A 23778-nucleotide genomic window follows, 5' to 3' on the forward strand; every position below is an offset into this window, starting at 1 on the left:
CCCCTTGTCCTTGGTTGTGTGAGCGTTTTTTTGGGCAGGCACAGGGTATCCAAGAAGGCCCCGGGCTTGCAATCGGGGCCTGACCATGCAGTCTTTAGGCCCCATGGCCGCGCCGCGCGAGGCGCCGATGTTGCGCGAAGCCGGAGCGATCGGAGCGCTGCCTACAATTCCTCACATGCACACCAGCTCGATCGAGTTCCGCGGCCAGCCCGCGCTGCGCGCTTCCGGTGCCGACGGCAGCACCCTCACCGTGGCCCTGCACGGGGCCCACCTGCTCTCCTGGACCACGGCCGACGGCAGGGAAAGGCTCTACCTGAGCCCGCGCGCCGTGTTCGACGGCAAGACCGCGATCCGCGGCGGCGTGCCCATCTGCTGCCCGCAGTTCAACCAGCGCGGCATGCTCCCCAAACATGGCTTCATGCGCAATCTGCCTTGGGAGAGCCAGGGCGTGGATCCCGAATCGGGCGAGCTGACCCTGCGGCTGCGCGACGACGACGCCACCCGGGCCCTGTGGCCGCATGCCTTCGAGGCGCGGGTCGCCTTCACGCTCGAGGCCGGGCAGCTGCGCACCGCGCTGAGCCTGCGCAATCTCGGCGGCGGGCCCTTCGCATTCACGGCCGCGCTGCACACCTACCTGGCGGTGGACGACATCGCCGAGGCCCGGCTCGAAGGCCTGCAGGGCGCCAACCGCTGGGATGCGGTGCGCGACGACCGTCACGTGGAAACCGCGCCGGCGCTGCGCTTCGAATCCGAGTTCGACAGCGTCTATGCCGCGCCGGCCCAGCCGCTGCGGCTGGTGCAGCCCGGCGGCACGCTCGAGATTTCCCAGGGCGCCACCTGCACCGAAACCGTGGTCTGGAACCCGGGCGCCGTGCTCGGTGCGAAACTCGCCGACATGCCCGAGGACGGCTTTCGCCACATGCTCTGCGTCGAGGCCGCGCGCATCGACGAGCCCGTGCAGCTCGCGCCCGGCGCCGAGTGGCAGGGCTGGCAGCAGCTGCGCGTCCTCTGATTCCTTCTTTTCCCCCTTACCCCACCATGCTCGCCAAACGCATCATTCCCTGCCTCGACGTCACCGGCGGCCGCGTCGTCAAGGGCGTCAACTTCCTCGAACTGCGCGACGCGGGCGACCCGGTCGAGATCGCCGCGCGCTACAACGCGCAGGGCGCCGACGAGCTGACCTTCCTCGACATCACCGCCACCAGCGACGGCCGCGACCTGATCCTGCCGATCATCGAGTCGGTCGCCTCGCAGGTGTTCATCCCGCTGACCGTGGGCGGCGGCGTGCGCACCGTCGAGGACGTGCGCCGGCTGCTCAATGCCGGCGCCGACAAGACCAGCTTCAACTCGGCCGCCATCGCCAATCCGCAGGTGATCAGCGACGCCTCGGCCAAGTACGGCGCCCAGTGCATCGTGGTCGCCATCGACGCCAAGCGCCGCACGCCCGAGGAAGCGGCCAGCCGCGGTCCGGGCTGGGACGTCTACAGCCACGGCGGGCGCAAGAACACCGGCCTCGACGCCGTCGAATGGGCCACCGAGATGGCGCGCCGCGGCGCCGGCGAGATCCTGCTGACCAGCATGGACCGCGACGGCACCAAGAGCGGCTTCGACCTGGCACTGACCCGCGCGGTCAGCGACGCCGTCAACGTGCCGGTGATCGCCTCGGGCGGCGTGGGCAACCTCGACGACCTGGCCGACGGCATCCAGAAGGGCGGCGCCGACGCCGTGCTGGCGGCGAGCATCTTCCACTACGGGGAGCACACTGTGGGCGAAGCCAAGGCGCGGATGGCCGAGCGCGGCATCCCGGTGCGGATTTAATGACCCTTCGGCGCCGGTCGCGGCCGGCCGATCGCCGACAATCCCGCCCATGATCTGGCTCGATGAAGTGAAATGGGACGCCAACGGCCTCGTGCCGGTGATCGCCCAGGAACAAGGCACCAACGACGTGCTGATGTTCGCGTGGATGAACCGTGAGGCGCTCGAGAAGACCGCCGAACTCGGCCGCGCGGTGTATTTCAGCCGCTCGCGCGGCAAGCTCTGGTTCAAGGGCGAGGAATCGGGCCATGTGCAGACCGTGCACGAGATCCGCCTCGACTGCGACAACGACGTGGTGCTGCTCAAGGTCACCCAGCTGGGCCACGAGCCAGGCATCGCCTGCCACACCGGCCGCCACAGCTGCTTCTTCAACAAGTACGAGAACGGCCAGTGGACCGTGACCGAGCCGGTCTTGAAAGACCCGGAGTCGATCTACAAATGAGCGGCACCGTGAACACCAACGACGCCCTCGCACGCCTGGCCGCGATCATCGAAAGCCGCCTGCCGGTCAATGGCGGCGATCCCGAGAAGAGCTACGTCGCGCGGCTGCTGCACAAGGGCCCCGACGCCTTCCTCAAGAAGATCGGCGAGGAAGCCACCGAAGTGGTGATGGCAGCCAAGGACGCCGACCACGGCGGCGACCGCACGAAGGTGGTCTACGAGGTGGCCGACCTCTGGTTCCACACCATGGTGGCGCTCGCGCACTACGGCCTGTCGCCCGCCGAGGTGGTGGCCGAGCTCGAGCGGCGCGAAGGCACCAGCGGCATCGAGGAAAAGGCGCTGCGCAAGGTGCAGGCCCGCGAAGCCGCCAGCGAGTGACCGCCTGATTGCCGAGGGATGACTCTGACGACCGAAAGGACATCGCCATGCCCAACGACATCGTGAACCTTCAGCCCGACGACTCGCTCAAGACCTGGGGCTGGGTCAGCTACATCCTGCACCTGATCGTCGCCATCGGCGCCGTGGTGCCGGGTGCCCAGGCCTCGGTGCTGCTGCTGCTGGTGGCGCTGGTGATCGATTTCGTGAAGCGCGACGACGCGGCCGGCACCTGGCAGGCCTCGCACTTCAGCTGGCGCATCCGCTCGGTGCTCTGGGCCGGGCTGCTGTACATCGTCACCTCGTGGCTCTGGCTGCTGCTCTTCGTCCCGGGCTGGATCGCCTGGAGCCTGATTTCGCTGTGGTTCCTCTACCGGATCGTGAAAGGCATGATCCGGATGAACGACGGCCGTCCCATGGAACCCAACGATGTCATCTGATCCGAACTGCATCTTCTGCAAAATCGTCGAGGGCAAGATCCCGTCGCGCAAGGTCTACGAGGACGAGGACGTCTTCGGCTTCCACGACATCGCGCCCTGGGCGCCGGTGCATTTCATGCTGGTGCCCAAGAAGCACATCGCCTCGATGGCCCAGTTGACGCCCGACGACGCGGCGCTGATGGGCAAGATCATGACCCTGGCGCCCAGGCTGGCGCTGGAGCAAGGGTGCAACCCCTACCCGGAAGGCGGCTACCGGGTGGTGGTCAATACGGGGACCGAAGGGGGGCAGGAGGTGCATCATCTCCATGTCCATGTCATGGGCGGTCCGCGCCCCTGGCTTCGCGGCTGAGCCGTTAAGTAAATTTGTCACATTCGCCGCGACTAAAATCGGCACATTCTTAGGAGTCTTCCATGGGTTCTTTTTCCATCTGGCACTGGCTGATCGTGCTGCTCGTCGTCGTCATGATCTTCGGTACCAAGAAGCTTCGGAACATGGGTTCCGACCTCGGCGGTGCCGTCAAGGGCTTCAAGGACGGCATGAAGGACGGCGCTTCTTCCGACGCACCGACCGCCACCGGCCCGGCTGCCCAGGTCACGAGCCAGTCGGCCGCGACCGACAAGCCGACGATCGACGTCGAAGCACGCCACAAGTCCTGATCCGGGCGACACGTGCTGGACCTCGGCATTGAGAAGATGGCGCTGATCGGCGTCGTGGCGCTGATCGTCATCGGACCCGAAAAGCTGCCGCGCGTGGCGCGCACCGTCGGCACGCTGCTCGGCAAGGCGCAACGCTACGTCAACGACGTCAAGGCAGAGGTCAACCGCTCGATGGAGCTCGACGAGCTCCGCAAGATGAAGAGCACCGTCGAGGACGCGGCGCGCGACGTGGAGCAGAACATCCACTCGGGCGTGAGCGACCTCGAGAAGCAGTTCTCCACCCCCGCGGGCGAAACCCTCTCGGCGCTGGCCGAACCGGAACCGGTGATGCCGGTCTACAAGCATCCGCGCAAGAACTGGCGCCTCAAGCAGGGCGCCACGCCGCAGTGGTACAAGTCCCGCAACGGCGTGCGCACCAAGGCACTGTCGGGCGCGGCGCGCGTCGCGCGCTACCGGCCGCACAAGGTCAGCTAGCAGCGGCGCGGCGCGTTTTCCCCTCCACCCAGCGTTCCCACGCGCGCCGCCCGTCGGCAGCCCACGCTTTCCATCTCCTCAATGGCTGATTCCGACTCCAAGAACAAAGAAGACGAGCTCGCCGGCACCGAGCAGCCTTTCGTCGCGCACCTGATGGAGCTGCGCGACCGGCTGCTCTATTGCGTCTACGGCATGGCGATCGCCGGCATCCTGCTGGCGATCTGGCCCGGCCCGGGGGGGCTGATCGACATCATCGCGATGCCGATCCGTGCCCACATGCCGCCCGACGCCAAGCTGATCGCCGTGGGCGTGTTTTCGCCCTTCTTCGTGCCGCTCAAGGTACTGATGATGGCCGCCGTACTGCTCGCGCTGCCATGGCTCATGTACCAGGCCTGGATGTTCGTGGCGCCCGGCCTCTACACCCACGAGAAGCGCTTCGCGCTGCCGCTGATCATCTTCGGCAGCCTGCTGGCCTATGCGGGCATCGCCTTCGTGCAGCTGTTCGTGCTCGACAAGATGTTCGGCTTCATCCAGAAGTTCACGCCGGCCGCGGTCGCGGCCACGCCCGACATCTCCTCGTACGTCGAGGCCATCCTGTCGCTGTACCTCGCCTTCGGCGTCGCCTTCCAGGTGCCGATCGTCGTGATGCTGCTGGTGCGTTTCGAGATGGTGACCATCGAGAAGCTGCGCTCCTTCCGCGGCTACTTCATCGTCGTGGCCTTCATCGTGGCCGCCGTGCTGACGCCGCCGGACGTGGTGTCGCAGCTCGCGCTGGCGATCCCGATGTGCGTGCTGTACGAGGTGGGGATCATCGGGGCCAAGTACTTCTCGCGCGTCTCGAAGGCGCCGGAGGACGAGGAAGCGGATTCCTCGTCGACCACGCCGCCCTGAGCGGCTGGGATCTTCCGGATCCGGCAAAGAAAAAGCGGCCTGTCGGCCGCTTTTTTCATGGCGCCGCGGACCCAGGGCCCGCGCGTCTCGTTCGTCACTCCTGCTGGTTCGGCACCTGCCGCACCGGGCTCTTCGGCCGCAGGCCCGGCATCACGTCCAGTTCCATCTTGTCGCTGCCGCGCTGCAGCGCGAAGCGCGCGGTGCTGCCGGGCTTGAGACCGGCCACCGCCGTCAGCAGCGCCTGCACGCTGTCGGTCTTCTTGTCGCCCACCGCGGTGATCACGTCGCCGGGGCGGATGCCGGCCTTGGCGGCCGGGCCGTTCTGCAGCACGCCGGTGATGATCACGCCCGCGTCGGCCTTCACGCCGAAGGTCTCGGCCAGTTCGGGCGACAGCTCGTTCGGCTCGACGCCGATCCAGCCGCGGCGCACCTGGCCTTCCTTCACGATGCCCTCGAGCACGATCTTGGCCATCGACACGGGAATGGCGAAGCCGATGCCCATGCTGCCGCCCGAGCGCGAGTAGATCGCGGTGTTGATGCCCAGCAGGTTGCCGTTGACGTCGATCAGCGCGCCGCCCGAGTTGCCGGGGTTGATGGCCGCGTCGGTCTGGATGAAGTTCTCGAAGTTGTTGATGCCGAGCTGGTTGCGGCCCAGCGCCGAGACGATGCCGCTGGTCACGGTCTGGCCGACGCCGAAGGGATTGCCGATGGCCAGCACCTGGTCGCCCACCTGCAGTTCGTCGGAGCTGCCCAGCACGATCACTGGCAGCTTGTCGAGCTCGATCTTGAGCACGGCCAGGTCGGTGTCGGGATCGGTGCCGATCACCTTGCCGCGCGCATGGCGGCTGTCGTTGAGCGTGACCTCGATCTCGTCGGCGCCCTCGACCACGTGGTTGTTGGTGAGGATGTAGCCGTCGGTGCTCACGATCACGCCGCTGCCCAGGCCGACCTGGGGCTGGTCGTCCTGGTCGCCGAAGAAGAAACGGAACCAGGGGTCGTTGCTGCGCGGATGGCGCTGTGCCGCCTTGCTGGTGTTGATGCTCACCACCGCCGGCGAGGCCTTCTTGGCCGCGGCGCTCAGGCTGCCGGGCGCGGGCACGCCGGGCGTCGAGCTCGCGGGCGCCTCGATGATCGACACCACGCCGCCCAGCGAGGTCGTGCGCCGGTTGATCCATTCGGGCTTGAGCGTGGCGACCACGAAATAGGCCGCCAGCAGGACGGTCACGGCTTGGGCGAAGAGCAGCCAGGTGCGTTTCATGAAAACTTGGTGAAAAGGCGCGAAGGCGAGGGCGCTGAGGGGAAAAAGGCCGCGGAGCGCGGCATCGTCGACGATTGTCTCTCAACGGCAGGAGGCGAAGACCGCGCCGGCCGGTCGAGATTCACGGAAGGTCGAGGCGCCAATAAGGGATAACCCCTAGCATCGTGGCCCCGAGCCTACCGGCCCGGCTCTCTCTCGCCCCCGCCCCGCCCATCCGGTGGACGCGGCCGGGCATTTCGTCGGCGCACCGCTTTCGCTTCCCATCCGGCCCCGCGGCCCCGGTGCGCGGCCACGACCTTCCGCCCGCCATGACTTCACACGCAACCACCCCGGACGGCGCAGCGCCGGCCCCGGCCCGCGCGCTCGATGCCCGCGACTACAAGACGCTCGCCCTCTCCGCCCTCGGCGGCACGCTCGAGTTCTACGACTTCGTCATCTACGTCTTCTTCGCCACCGTGCTGGGCGCGCTCTTCTTCCCGGCCGACATGCCCGACTGGCTGCGCCAACTGCAGACCTTCGGCATCTTCGCGGCCGGCTACCTGGCCCGCCCGGTCGGCGGCATCGTGATCGCGCATTTCGGCGACCTGCTCGGCCGCAAGCGCATGTTTACGCTGTCGATCTTCCTGATGGCCGCGCCCACGCTGGTGATCGGCCTGCTGCCCACCTACGCCAGCATCGGCGTGGCGGCGCCCCTGCTGCTGCTGGCCATGCGCGTGCTGCAGGGCGCGGCCATCGGCGGCGAGATGCCCGGTGCCTGGGTGTTCGTCGGCGAGCACGTGCCCGCGCAGCGCTACGGCTTCGGCGTCGGCACGCTGACCTCGGGCATCACCGGCGGCATCCTGCTGGGCTCGCTGGTGGCCGTGGCCATCAACCGGCACTACGCGCCCGAGCAGGTGCACGACTTCGCCTGGCGCATCCCCTTCATCCTCGGCGGCGTGTTCGGACTGGTGTCGGTGTACCTGCGCCGCTTCCTGCACGAGACCCCCGTGTTCCGCGAGCTGGCCGACCGCCGCAGCGTGGCGCGCGAGCTGCCGCTGCGCACCGTGCTGCGCGAGCACCGCGGCGCCAGCGTGTTCGTCGCGCTGCAGACCTGGGTGCTGTCGGCCGCGATCGTGGTGGTGGTGCTCTACACGCCCACCTACCTGCAGAAGGTGCACCACATCCCGGCCGCGCTGGCGCTCGAGGCCAATGCGCTGGCCACCCTCACGCTGACCATCGGCTGCGTGATCGTCGACTGGGCCAGCGACCGCATCGGCACGCGTGCCGTCATGCTGATCGGCTGGGGTGGCCTGTTCGCGACCGCCTATCTCTTCTACACCGGCCTGCCCGGCACGCCGGCCACGCTGTTCTGGCACTACGGATTGGTGGGGCTGTTCGTGGGCACCATCGCCACGGTGCCGATCGCCGGCGTGCGCGCCTTTCCGGCGCCGGTGCGCTTCACGGGGCTTTCGTTCGCCTACAACATGTCGTATGCCGTCTTCGGCGGGCTCACGCCGGTGATCCTCACGCTCTGGCTGCAGCACGATCCCATGGCGCCCGCGCACTACGTGGCGGTGCTGGCCGCGCTGGGCTTCGTGCTCGCGCTCTGGCCCCTGGCCGCCCGCGGCCACCCCATGCGGGCTGGCGTCGCGTCGGCCGGGGGCGCGACAATGTCGCGATGAGCACCACCCGCCACGAACTGCTGCACGCATTCGACCTGCTGCTCGCTCCCGAGCGCTTCAAGGACTACGGACCGAACGGCCTGCAGGTCGAGGGCCGCACCACCGTGCGCAAGATCGTCTCGGGCGTGACCGCGAGCCGCGCGCTGATCGAGGCGGCCATTCGCGCCGAGGCCGATGCGATCTTCGTCCACCACGGATTGTTCTGGCGCGGCCAGGACGGCCGCGTCACCGGCTGGATGAAGCAGCGGCTGGCGCTTCTGCTGAAGTACGACATCAACCTCTTCGCCTACCACCTGCCGCTCGACGCGCATCCCGAGCTCGGCAACAACGCGCAGCTCGGCGAGCAACTCGGCCTGCTGGCCCATCCCGGATCGGCCGGTCGCTTCGGTGAGCAGGAGTTGGGCTTTCTCGGTGGCTTCGAGGATGGCGAGACCCTCGCCAACGCGAAAGCGCTCGCGGTCCATGTCGAGAAGGTGCTCAAGCGGCCGGTGACGCTGGTCGACACCGCCCATCGCCCGATCAAGACCATCGCCTGGTGCACCGGCGGCGCGCAAGGCTACTTCGAGGCCGCGATCGCGGCCGGCGCCGACGCCTTCATCACCGGCGAGATCTCGGAGCCGCAGGCGCACTATGCGCGCGAGATGGGCGTGGCCTTCCTGGCCTGCGGGCACCACGCCACCGAGCGCTACGGCGCGCCCGCCGTGGCCGAACACGTGGCCGCGCAGCTCGGGCTGCAGCACGAGTTCATCGACATCGACAACCCGGCATGACGGGCGCCGCTTCCGCAAGTGGCAAGTCCGTTGCCATCACGCTCGGCGATCCGGCCGGCATCGGGCCGGAGATCATCGGCAAGGCCTTTCGCGATACGCCCGAGGCCACGCGCGGTGCCTTCGTGGCGGGCGACGTGGCGACGATGCGAGCGGCGCTGCAGGCCCTGTCGGTGCCGGGCAATCCGGCGCGGCCCGTGGTCGAGATTGCTTCGCCGGCCGAGGCGCTCGAGGTTCCGCCCGGTTGCGTGCCTGTGCTGCAAGTGATCGCACCGCCGGTGGGCGTGGTGCATGGCCGCATCAGCGCAGAGGCCGGGCGCGCGGCGGGTGACGCGGTGGTCTGGGCGGCTCGGGCCGCGCTGCGGGGCGAGATCGCCGCCATCGTTACCGCGCCCTTGCACAAGGAGGCGCTGTCCGCGGCGGGATTTCCCTTTCCGGGCCATACCGAATTGCTGCAGGCCGAAGCCGCGGCGCACCTGGGCCGCGGAGTGCCCGAGGTGCCCGTGCGCATGATGCTGGCCAACGACGAGCTGCGCACCGTGCTCGTCAGCATCCACATGTCGCTGCGCCAGGCGATCGAGGCCGTCACCTTCGACGGCGTGCTCGAGACCTTGCGCATCACCCATCACGCACTCTCGCGCACCCTGGGCCGCGCGCCGCGCATCGGTGTCGCGGGGCTCAATCCGCATGCCGGGGAGGGCGGACTCTTCGGCTCGGAGGAGCAGGAGATCATCGTGCCCGCCATTGCCGCGGCGCGCGCCGAAGGCATCGCCGCCGATGGGCCGCATGCGCCCGATACCGTCTTCATGCGCGCGCGGGCGAAGCAGCCCGGCGTGGCCGATAGCGGCGAGTTCGACGTCGTGGTGGCGATGTACCACGACCAGGGACTGATCCCGGTGAAGTACCTGGGCGTAGAGAAGGGCGTGAACGTGACGCTCGGGCTGCCGCTGGTGCGGACCAGCCCCGATCACGGGACGGCGTTCGATATCGCGGGCACGGGCCGGGCGGATGCGTCGAGCCTGATCGAGGCGCTGCGCATGGCGCGCGCGCTGGCCGGTATTTGAGGGATGCGTGGCCCGCAACGGGCCGCGCTGCGCGTCAGGAGCGCTTGAGGCTGTCGCGGATCTCGCGCAGAAGCACGATGTCTTCGGGCGGTGCGGCGGGCGCGGCCGGCGCGGCTTCTTCCGTGCGGCGCAGGCGGTTGATCTGCTTGACCATCATGAAGATGATGAAGGCAAGGATCACGAAGTTGACCACGATGGTGATGAAGTTGCCGTACGCCAGCACCGGCACGCCGGCCTTCTTGAGGTCCGCCAGGGTATTGGCGACACCCGCCGGCGCGGTGCCCAGCACCACGTAGAGGTTCGAGAAGTCCAGCTTGCCGAACACCAGCCCGACGATGGGCATGATGATGTCGGCCACCAGCGAATCGACGATCTTGCCGAAGGCCGCGCCGATGATCACGCCGACCGCCAGGTCGACGACATTGCCCTTGACGGCAAACTCCTTGAATTCGCTGAGGATGGTCATGGTTGGGAGGGTGCTGGAGCACTGGGGTTGAGGGAGGCGCCAGTATGCACGGGGCGGCCGGGGTCTTCGGCGTGGCGTGGTGCCTGAGCCCCATGAAGTCTTTCACAAAGCTGAGCCAAATCTGGATCGCTGCCGGCGCGATGGATTGGCGCCGATCCAGCGCGGGCGGGATCCAATTTGTCGCTAATTGTTTCGAGTTTTGTCCGGTCGGAGCGAGCCCTCACGACCCCGTGCTCCCTCAAGCGGGTGATGCGCGAACTTTTTCGCAACTTTACATTCGCGGGAAAGGCGTTCTTTCGCAGCTTTTTCGTGGGAGTTCAGCAACATGGCCTACGGAAAACGGTGCTGACACAAGGATCGCTAACACTTTGGCAATGCTACGAAGGTTATAAAAAAGTCTTCTTCTTCGAGTAGATTGGTTTGCTGGGCAGGGGGTGTTGAAACGAGGGAAGCCAAGGGGACTCGCCTATGATCGGCCTGCCGAGCAAGGTTGGACACAATCTTTTGCAACTTACAAGCCGGGATAGCAGTCGTCACGTGCAGCGACAATGCCGGGTTGGCCTGGGGAGGGAAATCCCGCAGGTCTCTTGACCAACAGCCAAACAGGGAGGCTGCTGACCACCGCGTCAGAGGCCAGGCGCAGATGCGCCTGGGGGTCTGGGTTGTTCAACAATCAATCAGTCTTGCGACGAGGATCGTTTTGAGAAGACGCTATGTGCACCCCATTGGGCCAGCCAATCATTTGGTTCGGGTTTTGTTGAGGTAGGGCTTGTCCCGAATTCGAAATTGACGATGGCGAAAATTGATTTTCCGTGGGGGTTGAAATGAAAAAAGAAACGAATTTTCTGAAATGGGCTTTGCTGGCGTCTGTGGTGGCGTTGCAGGCTTGTGCGATTGCGCCAGGGATGGGGAACGTCGAGCCCTACGACGCTGGCGGGCCGTTGCCGAACGACTTCCGCTATCTGCCGGATGGGGCGCCCGAGGGCGAGATCACGCCTATTTCCCTGGCGCTGGTTCGTACGTTGGCCGAGGCTGCTCCGAAGGGCGTGCCGGCGGAGGTGCAAGCTTTGTTTGGCAAGGGTCCAAGGTACACGATCGGGCCGGGAGACGTGGTCGGTGTCATCGTTTACGACCATCCCGAACTGCTGCCGAATGCTGGCGCGGTCATTTCGCAATCTGCGGACCCGACTGGCGTGCAGGTCGCGCCGGGCTTCATTGTCGACGCGGATGGCGAGGTCGCGTTTCCCTATATCGGTCGCGTTCGCATCGCAGGCCTGAGCGAAGGCGATGCCTCTGACTTGATGGTCAAGCTATTGAGGCCTCACATCCGCGATCCGCAGGTGACCGTTCGCATCCAATCGTTCAGAAGCCGCCGCGCGTATGTCGAAGGCGAGGTGCGCACGCCAGGTTCGCAGATTTTCACCGATGTGCCGATGACTTTGAGCGAGGCGATCAATCGCGCTGGAGGAATTACCGCGGCGGGCAATCGCTCGGCGGTCACGCTGATTCGTGATGGAGTATCGATTCCGATTAACCTGACAACTCTGCGTGAAGCTGGCTACGACGGCAACAGCATCCCATTGAAGAACGGCGATACGGTTCGCGTCGCTAATCGGGAGGACACGAAGGTGTTTCTGATGGGCGAAGTGCTCGCGCCGCTGGCCTTGCCCATGCGCAGCAACGGCCGCCTCAGTCTGAGCGAAGCGCTGGGCGAAGCCGGTGGACCAATGAATGCGACTGCGAGTGCTGGTCAGATCTATGTGATCCGCCAAGGCGCGACCGGCGCGCCTGCCATCTTCAATCTCAATGCCAAAAACCCCGCAGCATTGGCCATTGCCAGCCAATTCCGGCTGCAGTCGCAGGATGTTGTCTATATCGACCCTGTGCCGCTGGTCAAGTGGAATCGCGTGGTCAACCTGATCCTGCCGTCGGCTTCAGTGGCCAATACCGCCAGCGAGATTTACGTCAGGCATAACAACTGACGCTAGGAGTCCATTTCCAGCCTGGATGACGAGTGCCGTGACCAGGTTCTAGAGAGAAGATCGATCGGGCGCGATGGGGCATGGTTCTCATCAGGGTGGCGCTGCCAAAATTTTCCCGTGTTCCCAATATGCAAATCATTCATTCGAATCAACCCATTGCAATCATCGGTCTCGGTTATGTGGGGCTTCCTCTTGCTGTGGAGTTTGGCAAGAAGCGTCCCGTAGTTGGCTTCGATATCAACGTCAAGCGCATCTCCGAGCTCCAGAGTGGTCACGATCACACGCTCGAGACCACATCGGAGGAGTTGAAGGCGGCCGTCCAGTTGACCTTCTCTTCTCACCTTGATGATTTGCGCGACTGCAGCATTTTCATCGTCACTGTGCCCACACCCATCGATGACGCCAATCGGCCTGATCTCAGGCCATTGATCAGGGCCAGCGAAACCGTTGGCAAGGTCATGCGTCAGGGCGCGATCGTGATCTTCGAGTCCACCGTATATCCGGGCGCGACGGAGGAGGTTTGCGTGCCTGTGCTGGAAAAGCACAGCGGAAAGAAATTCAACGTCGATTTCTTCTGCGGCTACAGCCCGGAGCGTATCAATCCGGGGGACAAGGTCAACACGCTCACCAAGATCAAGAAGATCACCAGCGGCAGCACCCCTGCTGTGGCCGACATGGTCGATGGTCTCTATAACGAGATCATCACCGCTGGTACGCACAAAGCAACAAGTCTCAAAGTGGCCGAGGCCGCCAAGGTGATTGAGAACACGCAGCGCGACCTCAATATCGCGCTGGTCAATGAGCTCTCCGTGATCTTTGAACGTCTGGGCATCGATACGCTCGATGTGCTTGAAGCCGCCGGCAGCAAATGGAACTTTCTGCCTTTTCGTCCAGGCTTGGTGGGCGGGCACTGCATTGGCGTGGACCCTTACTACCTCACGCACAAGGCAGAGCAGGTTGGCTATCACCCGCAGGTGATTTTGGCCGGACGCCGCATCAACGACAACATGGCTCGCTATGTGGCACGCAACACCATCAAGTTGATGTTGAAGAACGGCATGGACGTGCCGCGCTGCCGCATCGGCGTGCTGGGCATCACCTTCAAGGAGAACTGCCCGGACATCCGCAACAGCAAGATCGTGGACATGGTGCGTGAGTTCGAGGCTTGGGGGGCGCGCGTCGAAATCGTGGACCCGTGGGCGGACGCCGAAGAGGTTGCGCATGAGTACGGTCTGCAGTTCGGCCAGGTCGATTCGGAGCACCCGGTCGATGCGCTCGTCGTTGCCGTGGGCCACAACGAGTACCGCGGCGCGACGATGGCCGAGTTGCGCGCCTTGTGCCGTGGCGAGGAGCCCGTGCTCGTCGACGTCAAGAGCCTCTTCAGCGCGCAGGAGGCGCGTGAGAGCGGCTTCTCCGTGTTCCGACTCTAAGTCATTTTCCGTTCGCTCATTCGCTCGTTCGCTTCTCCTTCCGACATGAAAAACTTTGCACTGATCGGCGCCGCCGGATACATCGCTCCGCGCCACATGCGCGCCATCAAGGACACGGGTAACCATCTGGCGGTGGCCTACGACATCAACGATTCGGTCGGCATCATCGACAGCATCTCGCCGCAGAGCGAGTTCTTCACCGAGTTCGAGCGCTTCTACGAGTATGCGCAACAGCTCAAGCGCAGCCCCGCCACGGCGTTGGACTACGTGGCAATTTGCAGCCCCAACTATCTGCACCATCCGCACATTGCCGCCGGCCTGCGCCTGGGTTGCGACGTCATTTGCGAGAAACCGCTGGTGCCCACGCCCGACCTAGTCGATGAACTCGAGCGTGTTGAAAAAGAAACCGGCAAGCGGGTCTTCAACATCCTGCAACTGCGCCACCACGACGCCATCCTGAAGCTGCGCGACAAGGTGGCCGCCGCGCCCGCCGATACCAAGTTCGATGTGGAGCTGACCTACATCACCTCGCGCGGCAAGTGGTACATGGAAAGCTGGAAGGGAGACAACCGCAAGTCGTTTGGCGTGGCGACCAACATCGGTGTTCACTTCTACGACATGCTGCACTTCATCTTCGGCAAGCTGCAGCGCAACGTGGTGCACTACAGCGGCACCGCCAAGGCGGCCGGCTACCTCGAATACGAACGCGCTCGCGTGCGCTGGTTCCTGTCGATCGACGCCAACGACCTGCCAGCCGACGTGAAGGGCAAGAAGACCACTTTCCGCAACATCGACATCAGCGGCGAGAAGCTCGAGTTCTCCGAAGGCTTCACCGATTTACACAACGTGAGCTATCAGGAGATTCTGGCGGGCCGAGGGTATGGCCTTGAGGACGCGCGCCACTGCATCGAGACCGTCAACTTGATCCGCGGCGCCACGCCCATACAGGGAGAGCAAGGCGAAGTGCACCCGTTCGTGCGCAGCCTGGCCTGACGTATCGGAAGGTCGGTATGGCATACAAAGCCCACCCCACTGCGATCGTCGATGCAGGGGCCCGCATTGGCGATGGCACCCGCATCTGGCATTGGGTACACGTCAGCGCGCAGGCGTCCATTGGCGAGGGTTGCTCGCTGGGTCAGAACGTGTACGTCGGCAACGACGTGACCATTGGCCACAACGTCAAGATCCAGAACAACGTCAGCGTCTACGACGCGGTCACGTTGGAGGACGACGTGTTCTGCGGACCGAGCATGGTCTTCACCAACGTCTACAACCCGCGCTCGGCCGTCACGCGCAAGGGCGAGTACCGCCGCACCCTGGTGAAGCGCGGCGCCACCTTGGGCGCCAACTGCACCATCGTCTGCGGCAACACCGTGGGCGAATACGCATTTGTGGGCGCCGGTGCCGTGATTAACAAGAACGTGCCGGCCTATGCGCTCATGATTGGCGTGCCCGCCAGGCAGATCGGCTGGATGAGCGAGTTCGGCGAACAACTCGCATTGCCGCTGCAAGGCACGGCAGAAGCCATTTGCGCGCACACCGGCGCTCGTTATGTACTCGACGGCAAGGCCGTGACCAAGTTGGAAGCCAGCACCCCATGATCGAATTCATCGACCTCAAGACCCAGCAGGCCCGCATCAAGGACCAGATCGACGCGGCCATTCAGCGCGTGTTGGCGCATGGCCAATACATCCTTGGCCCTGAAGTCGCCGAGCTGGAAGAGAAGCTGGCGGCCTATACGGGCGCTAAGCACTGCATTACCGTGGCCAACGGCACAGACGCTTTGCAAATTGCACAAATGGCGCTTGGTATTGGGCCTGGTGATGAAGTAATCACGCCAGGCTTTACGTACATTGCCACCGCGGAGAGCGCGGCCTTGCTTGGCGCCAAGCCGGTGTACGTTGACATTGACCCGCGCACCTACAATCTTGACCCCGCACTGCTGGAAGCCGCGATCACGCCGCGGACCAAGGCGATTATCCCGGTAAGCCTTTATGGGCAGTGCGCTGACTTCGATGTCATCAATGCAATTGCGGCGCGGCATGAAATTCCAGTGATAGAGGATGCCGCACAGAGTTTTGGGGCTACCTATAAAGGGCGTAAGAGTTGCAATCTCAGCACTATTGCGTGTGCCAGCTTCTTCCCAAGTAAGCCACTTGGGTGTTATGGGGACGGTGGAGCGATCTTTACCAATGATGACGAACTCGCAAAGGCGATGCGACAGATCGCGAGGCATGGGCAAGATCGGCGGTATCACCATGTCCGGGTGGGTGTGAATAGTAGATTAGACACGTTGCAGGCAGCTGTGTTGCTAGTCAAGCTCGATATATTCGATGAAGAAATTGCGAGTCGGCAGAGTGTTGCGGATAACTATGGTCGGTTACTGAGGAAAGCTGGCATTACTACAATGCCGGTCATCGAGCCGCATAATCAAAGTGTCTGGGCACAATATACGATACGCGCTTCAGACCGAGAAGCGTTACAGGCAAGGATGAAACTCGCCGGAATTCCAACGGTTGTTCATTATCCAATTCCTCTAAATCTGCAGCCGGCAGTTGCGGACGGGCAAGTGAGTTTAGCTGTCGGAAATGCGGCGGCTCGGGAGGTTCTAAGCCTTCCAATGCATCCGTACATGACTCTGACTGAAACTCTGAAAGTTGCCCGCGCGTTTGCCTAGGGTCGCGCGGCTAATGCAAATAAAGTCATTCATGTCAGCCGCTTGCTCCGGATTCAGATCTGTGAAACAAAGCGGATTTATGCGTTCAGTCGGCGTTTTAGTAGGTGGAACAGCCCTCGCCCAAGCTATTATGGTCTTGGCACTCCCGTTGCTTTCAAGGCTGTATACACCTTCTGATTTTAATTTTGTTGCAGTATTTTCTTCAGTCCTTGCGATTCTGTCGGTGGCAGCTTGTTTACGGCTGGAGATTGCGATTCCGATACCTGAGCTTGATGAGGAGGCCGCCAATCTGCTAGTGCTCGCGCTGTCTGCTTGCTTTGTTGTGGCAGTAACAGTCGGATTGTGTGTATGGTGGTTTCCAACGCAGATCGTTGATCTTCTAAAACAGCCCGCATTTCTCCCATATCTGTGGTTATTGCCCCTGGGTGTATGGATGACCAGTTCCTATACTGCCCTCCAATTCTGGGCTACACGAAAGAAAAGATTTTCCGCAATTGCTAAAACTCGTATGACGCAAGCGATTGGCGGAGTCGGAACGCAAGTCGGGATGGGTTGGGGAGGCGTTACGCCGTTCGGACTACTTCTGGGGCAAGTTGTAAGTAGTGGGGCGGGCTTGGTTGGTCTCGGACTTGCAGCATTCCGCGATGCAGTTTTTAAGAATATCAATTGCGAGACTATGCGCCGCATGCTTAGGCAATACGATCGTTTTCCTAAGTACTCCGCTGCAGAGGCGCTAGCCAACAGCGCTGGCATCCAGTTCCCGATTCTAGTGATTGCTGCGCTAGCGGTCGGGCCCGAAGCCGGTTATTTGATGCTAGCGACTCGCACTATGGCCGTTCCCATGGGACTGATAGGAGGAGCAGTTTCCCAAGTTTATTTGTCGCGTGCATCAGAAGAGATGCGGGATGGACGTCTTGGGGTCTTTACTTCTAAAGTGATCGGCGGTTTGGCTAAAACTGGCGCGGGCCCTTTGATTTTTGCAGGAGTGATAGCGCCAGTAGTTTTTCCATTGGTATTTGGAGAAAAATGGCAGCGTGCAGGTGATTTGGTCGCATGGATGACGCCTTGGTTTGTAATGCAATTTTTATCATCTCCGGTTTCGATGGCATTGCATGTGACACAAAGTCAGCGCGCAGCATTAATTCTTCAACTATTTGGACTCATTTTTCGCATAGGCGCAGTCGTAATGGCTGGGAGGTTGGCTCCAACGCGCATAGTGGAGGTTTATGCGATTTCTGGTTTTGTTTTCTATTCCATCTATTTGTATGTTGTAATACGGCTTTCTGATATTAAAGTCATTGAGCTTTTAGGTGAGTTGAAAAAAAGCTTTTTTATTGTCTGCGGCTGGGCTCTTTTTGGTATTTTTTTTGCTGCATGCTTGTTTGGGCTGATGAATCTGTGACTGAAGATTCATCGGTGCGAGACCGGCCTATTATTTTAATAAATGCAATTCTCCATCTTAACTGAATGCATCAGCCGTGCAAAATATTTTACATGAATGCTCGAAGATGATGGTAGTCCAGGTTAAGTGATTCATGCGGTTTACCTTAATAATCTTATGTGCGACAGCATTGCTGTTTCTATTGCTCTCCGGATTCCGTGGCACCATTTTCGAGGTGTCTTTGGCACGACGCACTGTGGGAGGATTTCTTATCCTGCGAGAGATATTTCTCTTGATAGTTTTAGGCGTCCTCATTTTTGAGGCCATAGGATATGAGAGCTTCGTTACCTTTTATATTACGAATGAATCGTTAGAAGAGACTTCGATAGTTATCCTAATTTGCTTGGGATTGCTCATTGGAACAATCGCCTTTACTTCGCGGACTATCTTTCGTGGAAAATTGATGTGGAGTCGCTCTGATCGCCAGAATACCAGCACTTCAGATGCCGGTCTCCAATTGATCTTTGCGTCCACAGTCATGTTGCTATTTTTACTGGTAGCGGGGCATGCCGCCGGGATGAAGCCGGCATTCTTGGAGTCTATTAGTTCTGGAACAGATCTGATGCAGCTGAGATTGGCAAATAAAAATGAAGTTACTGGTCCTCCTCATATAGTTGCCTACATTCGTTATCTGTTTCAGCTGACGGCGTTACTTGTTGGCCTTTATTCTGCCTCGATGTCGAGAACTAGGGTTATTTTGACCATGGCTATCGTTGTCTATGCCGCAGCTCTTCCGGGGGACAAGGCGCCAATAATTCAGGTCTTAATATTATTTTTTTTGGGAAAATTAAGAAACATTCGCTCTTCCCCGTATTTGATACTTCGGCGCGCTTTGATGCTTGGTGCGATGAGTTTTTTTGCTATTTACTTCGTGACTCGAGTGCAGTATCCCGAGATGCAGTTTTCTGAGTTTATAAGATTTGTATTTGAGCGGCTGGGAATCGGTCAAATCCAAGGCGTATACGAGCAGTTTGCTGTCAAGCTTCATGATCCTGCTTACGTTTTAAGCGAAATACCTCTTTCCGGGCTCTTTGGGGAATCGAAGGCATTCTCCAAAGATTTGATGGGGGTTACATATGGATTTTATTTGGATCCCACCGAATTCGGCGTGATGAACTCATTCTTCATTGGGGAGGCATTTGCTATTGGGGGGTGGCTTTTGGTATGGTTTTCTCCAATATTCGTGGGCCTGAATTTTTGCTCTATTGTGTATATGGTCGTAAGAATCTTAAATGAAAAATTCAAGTTACCAATCGCAGAAGCGAAATACGTGGCTGCACTATTTATTTCGGCTTCGGTTACGTTCACAGGCGACTTGGGAGGCTTGCTTTTTGGAAAGCGAATTTTAGTGCTTGCTATTTTATTCTTTGCGCTTTTTATTTTTTATAAAGCTGGGAAAATTAGAATCTAAAGTATTGTGACTCTTCCGTGCGTGATTGCGCCTGGGGAAATTTCTAATAATGAAGATACTTACTATTATTGGTGCACGACCGCAGTTTATCAAAGCCGCTGTTGTGTCGCGCGAATTAAAAAAATTTGGCAAAGATATTGCCGAGGTAATCGTGCATACGGGGCAGCATTATGATGCAAATATGTCGGAGGTCTTTTTTAAAGACCTTGACATTCCCATTCCGAATTACAATCTCTCAATTGGGGGGGGGACGCATGGCCAGAATACCGGGCGCATGCTTGAGGCGATTGAGGACGTATGCGTTAAGGAGCAGCCACAAGTTGTTTTGGTTTATGGCGATACTGATAGCACTCTAGCTGGCGCGCTAGCCGCGGCGAAATTGTGTATTCCTGTCGTGCATGTAGAAGCTGGACTCCGATCGTTTAATCGTGCGATGCCAGAAGAGATTAATCGAATACTAACTGATCATGTTTCAGATCTTCTTCTGGCGCCTACGGCAGTCGCAAAGGTCAATTTAGAACGAGAAGGGGTTCGAGGCGCGCAGATTTTCGTGGTCGGAGATGTAATGCTTGATGCGTCAAATTTTTATGCAGATAGAGCAGTTAAGCCAGCTTGGATTGAGTCGCGCGACAACGTATTTTCCGAGTTTGTTCTATGCACTATTCATCGTGCTGAAAATACAGACAAAGAGCTTTATCTGAGGCAAATTCTTGACGGCTTACGTCAATGTGGGCATCTTGTGATATTGCCACTCCATCCGCGCACACGCTCCAGAATTCAAGCGTATGGCATCAAGCTACCCGACAATATTATGGTGGCTGAGCCAGTTGGGTACTTAGAAATGGCGTGGCTGGAGGCTAACTGCATTGCAATTGCTACGGATTCAGGTGGAGTTCAGAAGGAAGCTTACTTTCACAAAAAGCCCTGTGTGACGTTGCGTTCGGAAACGGAGTGGACCGAATTGGTTGACGTAGGAGCCAATGTTTTAGTTGGCGCCGACGCGATGTTGATTGCACATGCGTTACAAGCGCCCAAATTTTCCATTAAAGAGCGCGATCTCTTGTACGGGGATGGGCGGGCCGGTGAAAAGATTGTTTCGATTATTGACGAAACCTTTAAATAAGCGAATGGCCTGGGGCAGAGAAATCAGAATCATGAGTGCAAGAAAAAATGGTCGAATATTTATCTTTACTCGCTCGGGTTGGAATGAGCAACCTCGATTGAGGCATCAGGTAGCCAAATTGCTGGCTGAGGCCGGCGAGGAAGTGCACTTCTTTCAGGGCTCGCGCTATGTCTGGAAAAAGATTTCGCCGCTTGATGACTTTAAGATTTCAGATGGACTTTACGTCCATCGCTCTGCACAGTTGCTTCATCTTCAATTGAGAGTGAACTCTATTCTAGGATTTATCAACGAAGTTGTAGAAAAGAAGTCAATCAAAAAATCGATTCCAGGGGGGGTGCAATCGAGCGATGTGGTTATTAATTTCAATTATGACTTTGGTTTTTTAAGAAAATTATTTGTCAATAACAAAATAATTACAATAATAAATGATGATTTCGTCGCGCAAGCAAAATTTTTTAAAGGCAGCCACGTTCGTGCAAGTTTGAGAAGGACATGCGAGATTAGCAATGAGGTACTTGCAGTTTCTTATCCGCTGATCGAACAGCTTAAAAAATGGTGCAAGCCAAAGTTGTTTCTTCCGTGGGCTGATGTTCCCTATATAGCCCCTGCATTGTCGGCTCCCTCCAAGAGGGCAGTGTTGTTGTGGGCATATATTGATGTGAGAATAGACTTCAATTTGTTGCGTGAAGTTGCAAAAGCTCTTCCAGACTCCGAACTCCACATTTACGGCGATCATTTTTGGAAAATCGAGCCGGAAATTAAAAAGGCAATGGCCATTCCTAATATTTTTTTTAGGCCCGCGTCTCGTTTGGATGATATTGACCTGTCAGTTTATTATGCCGCAGTGATACCTTACAAATCAGGGGTTGCAGATATTGAGGCTGTCACGCTTTCTAATAAGTCGTTTCAACTCCTCGCTAGAGGACTTCCACTGGTTACTTCGGGCATGCCAAGTTTTCTTCAACACCCTTCAATTCGAAACACGGCTACGACCGATTCTTTTATAGCTGCACTGAATAAGTTTCGCGAAGAGTTTTTTGATGTTCAGCCGTCAATAGCAAATCTTGTGCAGGAGAATCAATCTTCCGCCCGCTATGAGCAACTGAAAAAAATGTGGATATCGGCTTAGTTGAACCTATGCAGTTTCCGAAGCCGTGAAAATTCTAATACTTACTACAAAATTCACTCACGCGGATGGATCGCCTTGGTTGATCAGCGAACTAGCTAATGAATTTTGTGCCCAAGGACATCAAGTTACCGTCTTAAATGTTGATTGGGAGAATTCTTCACCGGATTTGAATAAATCATCCCTCTTGCCGGGCTTGAAATTAATTTCCTTTGGGGCATTCAAGTCTCGCGGAGGGGCGTTGGGGCGTTTGCTAAAGTGGTTGATATCGTCACTCCTCCCTACGCCTTTTCTTTTGAAGGAGTTGTTGCTCGGTCGCCGTTACAATTTGATGATCGGGTTGTCTCCTTGCTCTGCGCTTTGGGCGACGCTGCCGCTGGCTGCTTTAATGTGTCGTTCTAAGTTTTTGATTTATTGGGATTTTTTTCCTGTTCATAATTTTGAAATATTCTCAGCTGTTCCTGCTGTCGTTAAAAAGTTTGCTAAGTGTCTGGAGCGCTGGCTAATTGGAAGGTTTGATCATGTGGGTCTAATGAGTAAGCGCGGGGTGGATTTTTTTGAGAAATATTTCAAATTTTTGGCGCGAAAATCTAGTGATTCTGTTCCTCGGCCTATGATTTTGCCAATATGGACCTCGATATTATCGGTGCCGCCAAGTGGAAATTTAGCGCAGCCTCTTTTATCTTTTGATTCTGATTGCGTATTATTTGTTTTTGGAGGTCAAATTACTTACGGTAGAGGTGTTCGCGAACTTTGCGATGCTGCTATTGCTGCACATCAGGTTGACAAGAGAGTGGCTCTAATCGTATGCGGTAGTGGGAGTATGTCTGGAGTAGTAGCTGAATATGCCGCGAAAAATCCAACATGCATCAGATATTTGGGGAGTCTACCTCGAGGGGAGTATTTAAAGGTATTGTCTACGGCAAATGTTGGCGTGGTGGCAACAGTTCCCGGGATAAGTGCCCCAGCCTATCCTTCAAAGAGTCTGGACTATATGGCTTGTGGTATTCCGGTAATGGCTGCTGTTGAGGATGCTACTGACTTTGGTGAGATTGTTGAGTGCAATGGATTTGGTTACGCTTGCAAAGCGGGAGATACGGAGTCAATGAAAAATTGCTTTCTGTCTTTTACTGCCAATCTCGATCTTCACCACATAATGGGATATCGAGGCAAGAGTTTCTTGGCAGCTCAGCATTCTGTATCTCATGCCAGTTCAATAATTCTTGGAGTTGTTCGTGATTAAAAATGGTACTCTTTTGATTACTGGTGGGACTGGATCTTTCGGTAATGCGGTTTTGAAAAAATTCTTGCATTCGGATTTGGAAAGTATTCGAATATTCAGCCGCGACGAAAAAAAGCAGGATGACATGCGCAAGCGCTATAACCATCCAAAGCTCAAGTTCTACATAGGCGACGTACGCGATTCCCGCAGCGTCAGCGGAGCAATGCGCGGCGTCGATTACGTGTTCCACGCAGCTGCCTTAAAGCAGGTGCCCTCCTGCGAATTCCACCCCATGCAGGCCGTCCGTACCAATGTCCTCGGCACCGAAAACGTTCTAGAAGCTGCAATTGCCGCAGGTGTCAAGCGCGTGGTCTGCCTTAGCACCGACAAGGCCGTGTACCCGATTAACGCCATGGGCATCAGCAAAGCCATGATGGAAAAGGTCATGGTGGCAGCTAGCCGCAACCTCGAGAGCACCAAGACCGTCATTTGCGGGACTCGGTACGGCAACGTGATGGCCTCTCGCGGTTCGGTTATCCCGTTGTTTGTGGAGCAGGTGCTCGCAGGCAAGCCCATCACCGTGACCGACCCGTCAATGACACGGTTCATGATGACCTTGGAAGACGCTGTCGAACTGGTGTTGCATGCCTTCGAACACGGTAACAACGGCGACATCTTTGTGCAGAAGGCTCCAGCAGCCACGGTGCAAGTGCTGACTCAAGCCATCCTTCAGGTGATGGGCAAGCCTGGTCACGAAGTACGCGAAATCGGAACGCGCCACGGTGAAAAGCTTTATGAAGCCTTGCTCAGTCGCGAGGAGATGGCCTGCGCCGAAGACCAGGGTGACTACTACCGCGTGCCACCCGATGGGCGCGATCTGAACTACGCCAAGTTCGTGGAGGAGGGCGAAAAGCGTATCACCCAGAGCACACATGGCGAAGACTACAACTCGCATAACACGACCCGCCTTGATGTTGAGGGCATGGTGAAGCTATTGTTAAAGCTTGAATTCATGCAGCTCATCGCGCGGGGCGAAGCCACTGTGATACAGGACTGA

Annotated in this window: 25 protein-coding genes; 23 read left to right on the plus strand and 2 right to left on the minus strand. The window is 58.9% G+C overall.

The window, feature by feature from the left end; genetic code table 11:
• Window positions 1-175 precede the first annotated feature (175 nt).
• From AC07RV_RS30550 to tatC, 9 genes are all read left to right on the plus strand, one after another.
• Window positions 176-1012: a D-hexose-6-phosphate mutarotase gene (locus tag AC07RV_RS30550; protein WP_296783015.1), complete on the plus strand. Its 837-nt coding sequence runs from the start codon at window positions 176-178 to the stop codon at window positions 1010-1012.
• A 26-nt stretch (window positions 1013-1038) separates the two neighbouring features.
• The gene (gene hisF, locus AC07RV_RS30555; RefSeq protein ID WP_093351941.1) at window positions 1039-1818 is read left to right on the plus strand and encodes an imidazole glycerol phosphate synthase subunit HisF; all 780 of its coding nucleotides are present in this window, start codon (window positions 1039-1041) and stop codon (window positions 1816-1818) included.
• A 40-nt stretch (window positions 1819-1858) separates the two neighbouring features.
• Window positions 1859-2257 (plus strand): phosphoribosyl-AMP cyclohydrolase, encoded by a 399-nt coding sequence (hisI, locus tag AC07RV_RS30560; RefSeq protein ID WP_208513651.1) that lies wholly within the window; start codon window positions 1859-1861, stop codon window positions 2255-2257.
• Window positions 2254-2634 (plus strand): phosphoribosyl-ATP diphosphatase, encoded by a 381-nt coding sequence (locus AC07RV_RS30565; protein ID WP_296783013.1) that lies wholly within the window; start codon window positions 2254-2256, stop codon window positions 2632-2634. The genes hisI and AC07RV_RS30565 overlap by 4 nt, the downstream gene beginning before the upstream one ends.
• 47 nt (window positions 2635-2681) lie before the next feature.
• Window positions 2682-3071, plus strand: a complete 390-nt coding sequence (locus tag AC07RV_RS30570; RefSeq protein ID WP_296783012.1) for a DUF4870 family protein — start codon at window positions 2682-2684, stop codon at window positions 3069-3071.
• Window positions 3061-3420: a histidine triad nucleotide-binding protein gene (locus tag AC07RV_RS30575; protein ID WP_093351930.1), complete on the plus strand. Its 360-nt coding sequence runs from the start codon at window positions 3061-3063 to the stop codon at window positions 3418-3420. The genes AC07RV_RS30570 and AC07RV_RS30575 overlap by 11 nt, the downstream gene beginning before the upstream one ends.
• Before the next feature lie 62 nt (window positions 3421-3482).
• Window positions 3483-3728: a Sec-independent protein translocase subunit TatA gene (gene tatA, locus AC07RV_RS30580; RefSeq protein WP_057595253.1), complete on the plus strand. Its 246-nt coding sequence runs from the start codon at window positions 3483-3485 to the stop codon at window positions 3726-3728.
• A 12-nt stretch (window positions 3729-3740) separates the two neighbouring features.
• On the plus strand, window positions 3741-4202 hold the full coding sequence (gene tatB / locus AC07RV_RS30585; protein WP_057595252.1) for a Sec-independent protein translocase protein TatB: 462 nt from the start codon (window positions 3741-3743) through the stop codon (window positions 4200-4202).
• An 81-nt stretch (window positions 4203-4283) separates the two neighbouring features.
• Window positions 4284-5093: a twin-arginine translocase subunit TatC gene (gene tatC, locus AC07RV_RS30590; protein ID WP_057595251.1), complete on the plus strand. Its 810-nt coding sequence runs from the start codon at window positions 4284-4286 to the stop codon at window positions 5091-5093.
• Window positions 5094-5187: 94 nt separating this feature from the next.
• Here tatC and AC07RV_RS30595 read toward each other — a convergent pair whose 3' ends face one another.
• Window positions 5188-6351, minus strand: coding sequence for a S1C family serine protease (locus tag AC07RV_RS30595; protein WP_057595250.1), 1164 nt, complete (start codon window positions 6349-6351; stop codon window positions 5188-5190).
• Window positions 6352-6659: 308 nt separating this feature from the next.
• Here AC07RV_RS30595 and AC07RV_RS30600 point away from each other — a divergent pair, with 308 nt between their 5' ends.
• Genes AC07RV_RS30600 through pdxA form a run of 3 tightly spaced genes read left to right on the plus strand, consistent with a single transcriptional unit; the run spans window position 6660 to window position 9843 of the window.
• Complete coding sequence (locus AC07RV_RS30600) at window positions 6660-8012, plus strand: MFS transporter (protein WP_296783011.1); 1353 nt, start codon at window positions 6660-6662, stop codon at window positions 8010-8012.
• Window positions 8009-8782, plus strand: coding sequence for a Nif3-like dinuclear metal center hexameric protein (locus tag AC07RV_RS30605; RefSeq protein WP_296783010.1), 774 nt, complete (start codon window positions 8009-8011; stop codon window positions 8780-8782). The genes AC07RV_RS30600 and AC07RV_RS30605 overlap by 4 nt, the downstream gene beginning before the upstream one ends.
• A complete protein-coding gene (pdxA, locus tag AC07RV_RS30610; protein WP_296783009.1) occupies window positions 8779-9843 on the plus strand; it encodes a 4-hydroxythreonine-4-phosphate dehydrogenase PdxA in 1065 nt (354 codons plus the stop codon). Before AC07RV_RS30605 ends, pdxA begins: the two co-directional genes overlap by 4 nt.
• Before the next feature lie 34 nt (window positions 9844-9877).
• On the opposite strand, the gene mscL is transcribed toward pdxA, so the two are convergent.
• The gene (gene mscL, locus AC07RV_RS30615) at window positions 9878-10309 is read right to left on the minus strand and encodes a large conductance mechanosensitive channel protein MscL (protein WP_208511627.1); all 432 of its coding nucleotides are present in this window, start codon (window positions 10307-10309) and stop codon (window positions 9878-9880) included.
• An 824-nt stretch (window positions 10310-11133) separates the two neighbouring features.
• Between mscL and AC07RV_RS30620 the strand changes: the two genes are divergently transcribed.
• The 11 genes from AC07RV_RS30620 to AC07RV_RS30670 all read left to right on the plus strand — a co-directional run bounded on the left by AC07RV_RS30620 (window position 11134) and on the right by AC07RV_RS30670 (window position 23778).
• Window positions 11134-12291: a polysaccharide biosynthesis/export family protein gene (locus AC07RV_RS30620; protein ID WP_296783008.1), complete on the plus strand. Its 1158-nt coding sequence runs from the start codon at window positions 11134-11136 to the stop codon at window positions 12289-12291.
• 128 nt (window positions 12292-12419) lie between these two features.
• The gene (locus AC07RV_RS30625) at window positions 12420-13721 is read left to right on the plus strand and encodes a nucleotide sugar dehydrogenase (RefSeq protein WP_296783224.1); all 1302 of its coding nucleotides are present in this window, start codon (window positions 12420-12422) and stop codon (window positions 13719-13721) included.
• Between the two features lie 45 nt (window positions 13722-13766).
• Window positions 13767-14714, plus strand: a complete 948-nt coding sequence (locus AC07RV_RS30630) for a Gfo/Idh/MocA family protein (RefSeq protein WP_296783007.1) — start codon at window positions 13767-13769, stop codon at window positions 14712-14714.
• Window positions 14715-14731: 17 nt separating this feature from the next.
• Entirely contained in the window at window positions 14732-15322 is a 591-nt protein-coding gene (locus tag AC07RV_RS30635) for an acyltransferase (RefSeq protein WP_296783006.1), read from the plus strand.
• A complete protein-coding gene (locus tag AC07RV_RS30640) occupies window positions 15319-16398 on the plus strand; it encodes a DegT/DnrJ/EryC1/StrS family aminotransferase (protein ID WP_296783005.1) in 1080 nt (359 codons plus the stop codon). The genes AC07RV_RS30635 and AC07RV_RS30640 overlap by 4 nt, the downstream gene beginning before the upstream one ends.
• Before the next feature lie 61 nt (window positions 16399-16459).
• Window positions 16460-17800 (plus strand): lipopolysaccharide biosynthesis protein, encoded by a 1341-nt coding sequence (locus AC07RV_RS30645; protein ID WP_492714784.1) that lies wholly within the window; start codon window positions 16460-16462, stop codon window positions 17798-17800.
• A gap of 133 nt (window positions 17801-17933) precedes the next feature.
• On the plus strand, window positions 17934-19250 hold the full coding sequence (locus AC07RV_RS30650; RefSeq protein ID WP_296783002.1) for a hypothetical protein: 1317 nt from the start codon (window positions 17934-17936) through the stop codon (window positions 19248-19250).
• 49 nt (window positions 19251-19299) lie between these two features.
• Complete coding sequence (gene wecB, locus AC07RV_RS30655; protein WP_296783001.1) at window positions 19300-20373, plus strand: non-hydrolyzing UDP-N-acetylglucosamine 2-epimerase; 1074 nt, start codon at window positions 19300-19302, stop codon at window positions 20371-20373.
• Window positions 20374-20404: 31 nt separating this feature from the next.
• Complete coding sequence (locus tag AC07RV_RS30660) at window positions 20405-21502, plus strand: glycosyltransferase family protein (RefSeq protein WP_296783000.1); 1098 nt, start codon at window positions 20405-20407, stop codon at window positions 21500-21502.
• A gap of 79 nt (window positions 21503-21581) precedes the next feature.
• Entirely contained in the window at window positions 21582-22742 is a 1161-nt protein-coding gene (locus AC07RV_RS30665) for a glycosyltransferase family 4 protein (RefSeq protein WP_296782999.1), read from the plus strand.
• Window positions 22735-23778, plus strand: coding sequence for a polysaccharide biosynthesis protein (locus tag AC07RV_RS30670; RefSeq protein ID WP_296783222.1), 1044 nt, complete (start codon window positions 22735-22737; stop codon window positions 23776-23778). Before AC07RV_RS30665 ends, AC07RV_RS30670 begins: the two co-directional genes overlap by 8 nt.

The sequence above is a fragment of the Variovorax sp. GW821-FHT09B01 genome (assembly GCF_059418345.1).

Coding starts and splice junctions, on each gene's coding strand:
- AC07RV_RS30625 (WP_296783224.1), top strand. CDS start 12,420: ATGCAAATCATTCATTCGAATCAACCCATTGCAATCATCGGTCTCGGT.
- pdxA (WP_296783009.1), top strand. CDS start 8,779: ATGACGGGCGCCGCTTCCGCAAGTGGCAAGTCCGTTGCCATCACGCTC.
- AC07RV_RS30605 (WP_296783010.1), top strand. CDS start 8,009: ATGAGCACCACCCGCCACGAACTGCTGCACGCATTCGACCTGCTGCTC.
- AC07RV_RS30565 (WP_296783013.1), top strand. CDS start 2,254: ATGAGCGGCACCGTGAACACCAACGACGCCCTCGCACGCCTGGCCGCG.
- tatC (WP_057595251.1), top strand. CDS start 4,284: ATGGCTGATTCCGACTCCAAGAACAAAGAAGACGAGCTCGCCGGCACC.
- AC07RV_RS30595 (WP_057595250.1), bottom strand. CDS start 6,351: ATGAAACGCACCTGGCTGCTCTTCGCCCAAGCCGTGACCGTCCTGCTG.
- wecB (WP_296783001.1), top strand. CDS start 19,300: ATGAAGATACTTACTATTATTGGTGCACGACCGCAGTTTATCAAAGCC.
- AC07RV_RS30650 (WP_296783002.1), top strand. CDS start 17,934: ATGCGGTTTACCTTAATAATCTTATGTGCGACAGCATTGCTGTTTCTA.
- AC07RV_RS30630 (WP_296783007.1), top strand. CDS start 13,767: ATGAAAAACTTTGCACTGATCGGCGCCGCCGGATACATCGCTCCGCGC.
- AC07RV_RS30575 (WP_093351930.1), top strand. CDS start 3,061: ATGTCATCTGATCCGAACTGCATCTTCTGCAAAATCGTCGAGGGCAAG.
- AC07RV_RS30570 (WP_296783012.1), top strand. CDS start 2,682: ATGCCCAACGACATCGTGAACCTTCAGCCCGACGACTCGCTCAAGACC.
- AC07RV_RS30600 (WP_296783011.1), top strand. CDS start 6,660: ATGACTTCACACGCAACCACCCCGGACGGCGCAGCGCCGGCCCCGGCC.
- AC07RV_RS30635 (WP_296783006.1), top strand. CDS start 14,732: ATGGCATACAAAGCCCACCCCACTGCGATCGTCGATGCAGGGGCCCGC.
- tatA (WP_057595253.1), top strand. CDS start 3,483: ATGGGTTCTTTTTCCATCTGGCACTGGCTGATCGTGCTGCTCGTCGTC.
- AC07RV_RS30640 (WP_296783005.1), top strand. CDS start 15,319: ATGATCGAATTCATCGACCTCAAGACCCAGCAGGCCCGCATCAAGGAC.
- AC07RV_RS30660 (WP_296783000.1), top strand. CDS start 20,405: ATGAGTGCAAGAAAAAATGGTCGAATATTTATCTTTACTCGCTCGGGT.
- hisF (WP_093351941.1), top strand. CDS start 1,039: ATGCTCGCCAAACGCATCATTCCCTGCCTCGACGTCACCGGCGGCCGC.
- mscL (WP_208511627.1), bottom strand. CDS start 10,309: ATGACCATCCTCAGCGAATTCAAGGAGTTTGCCGTCAAGGGCAATGTC.
- AC07RV_RS30620 (WP_296783008.1), top strand. CDS start 11,134: ATGAAAAAAGAAACGAATTTTCTGAAATGGGCTTTGCTGGCGTCTGTG.
- AC07RV_RS30550 (WP_296783015.1), top strand. CDS start 176: ATGCACACCAGCTCGATCGAGTTCCGCGGCCAGCCCGCGCTGCGCGCT.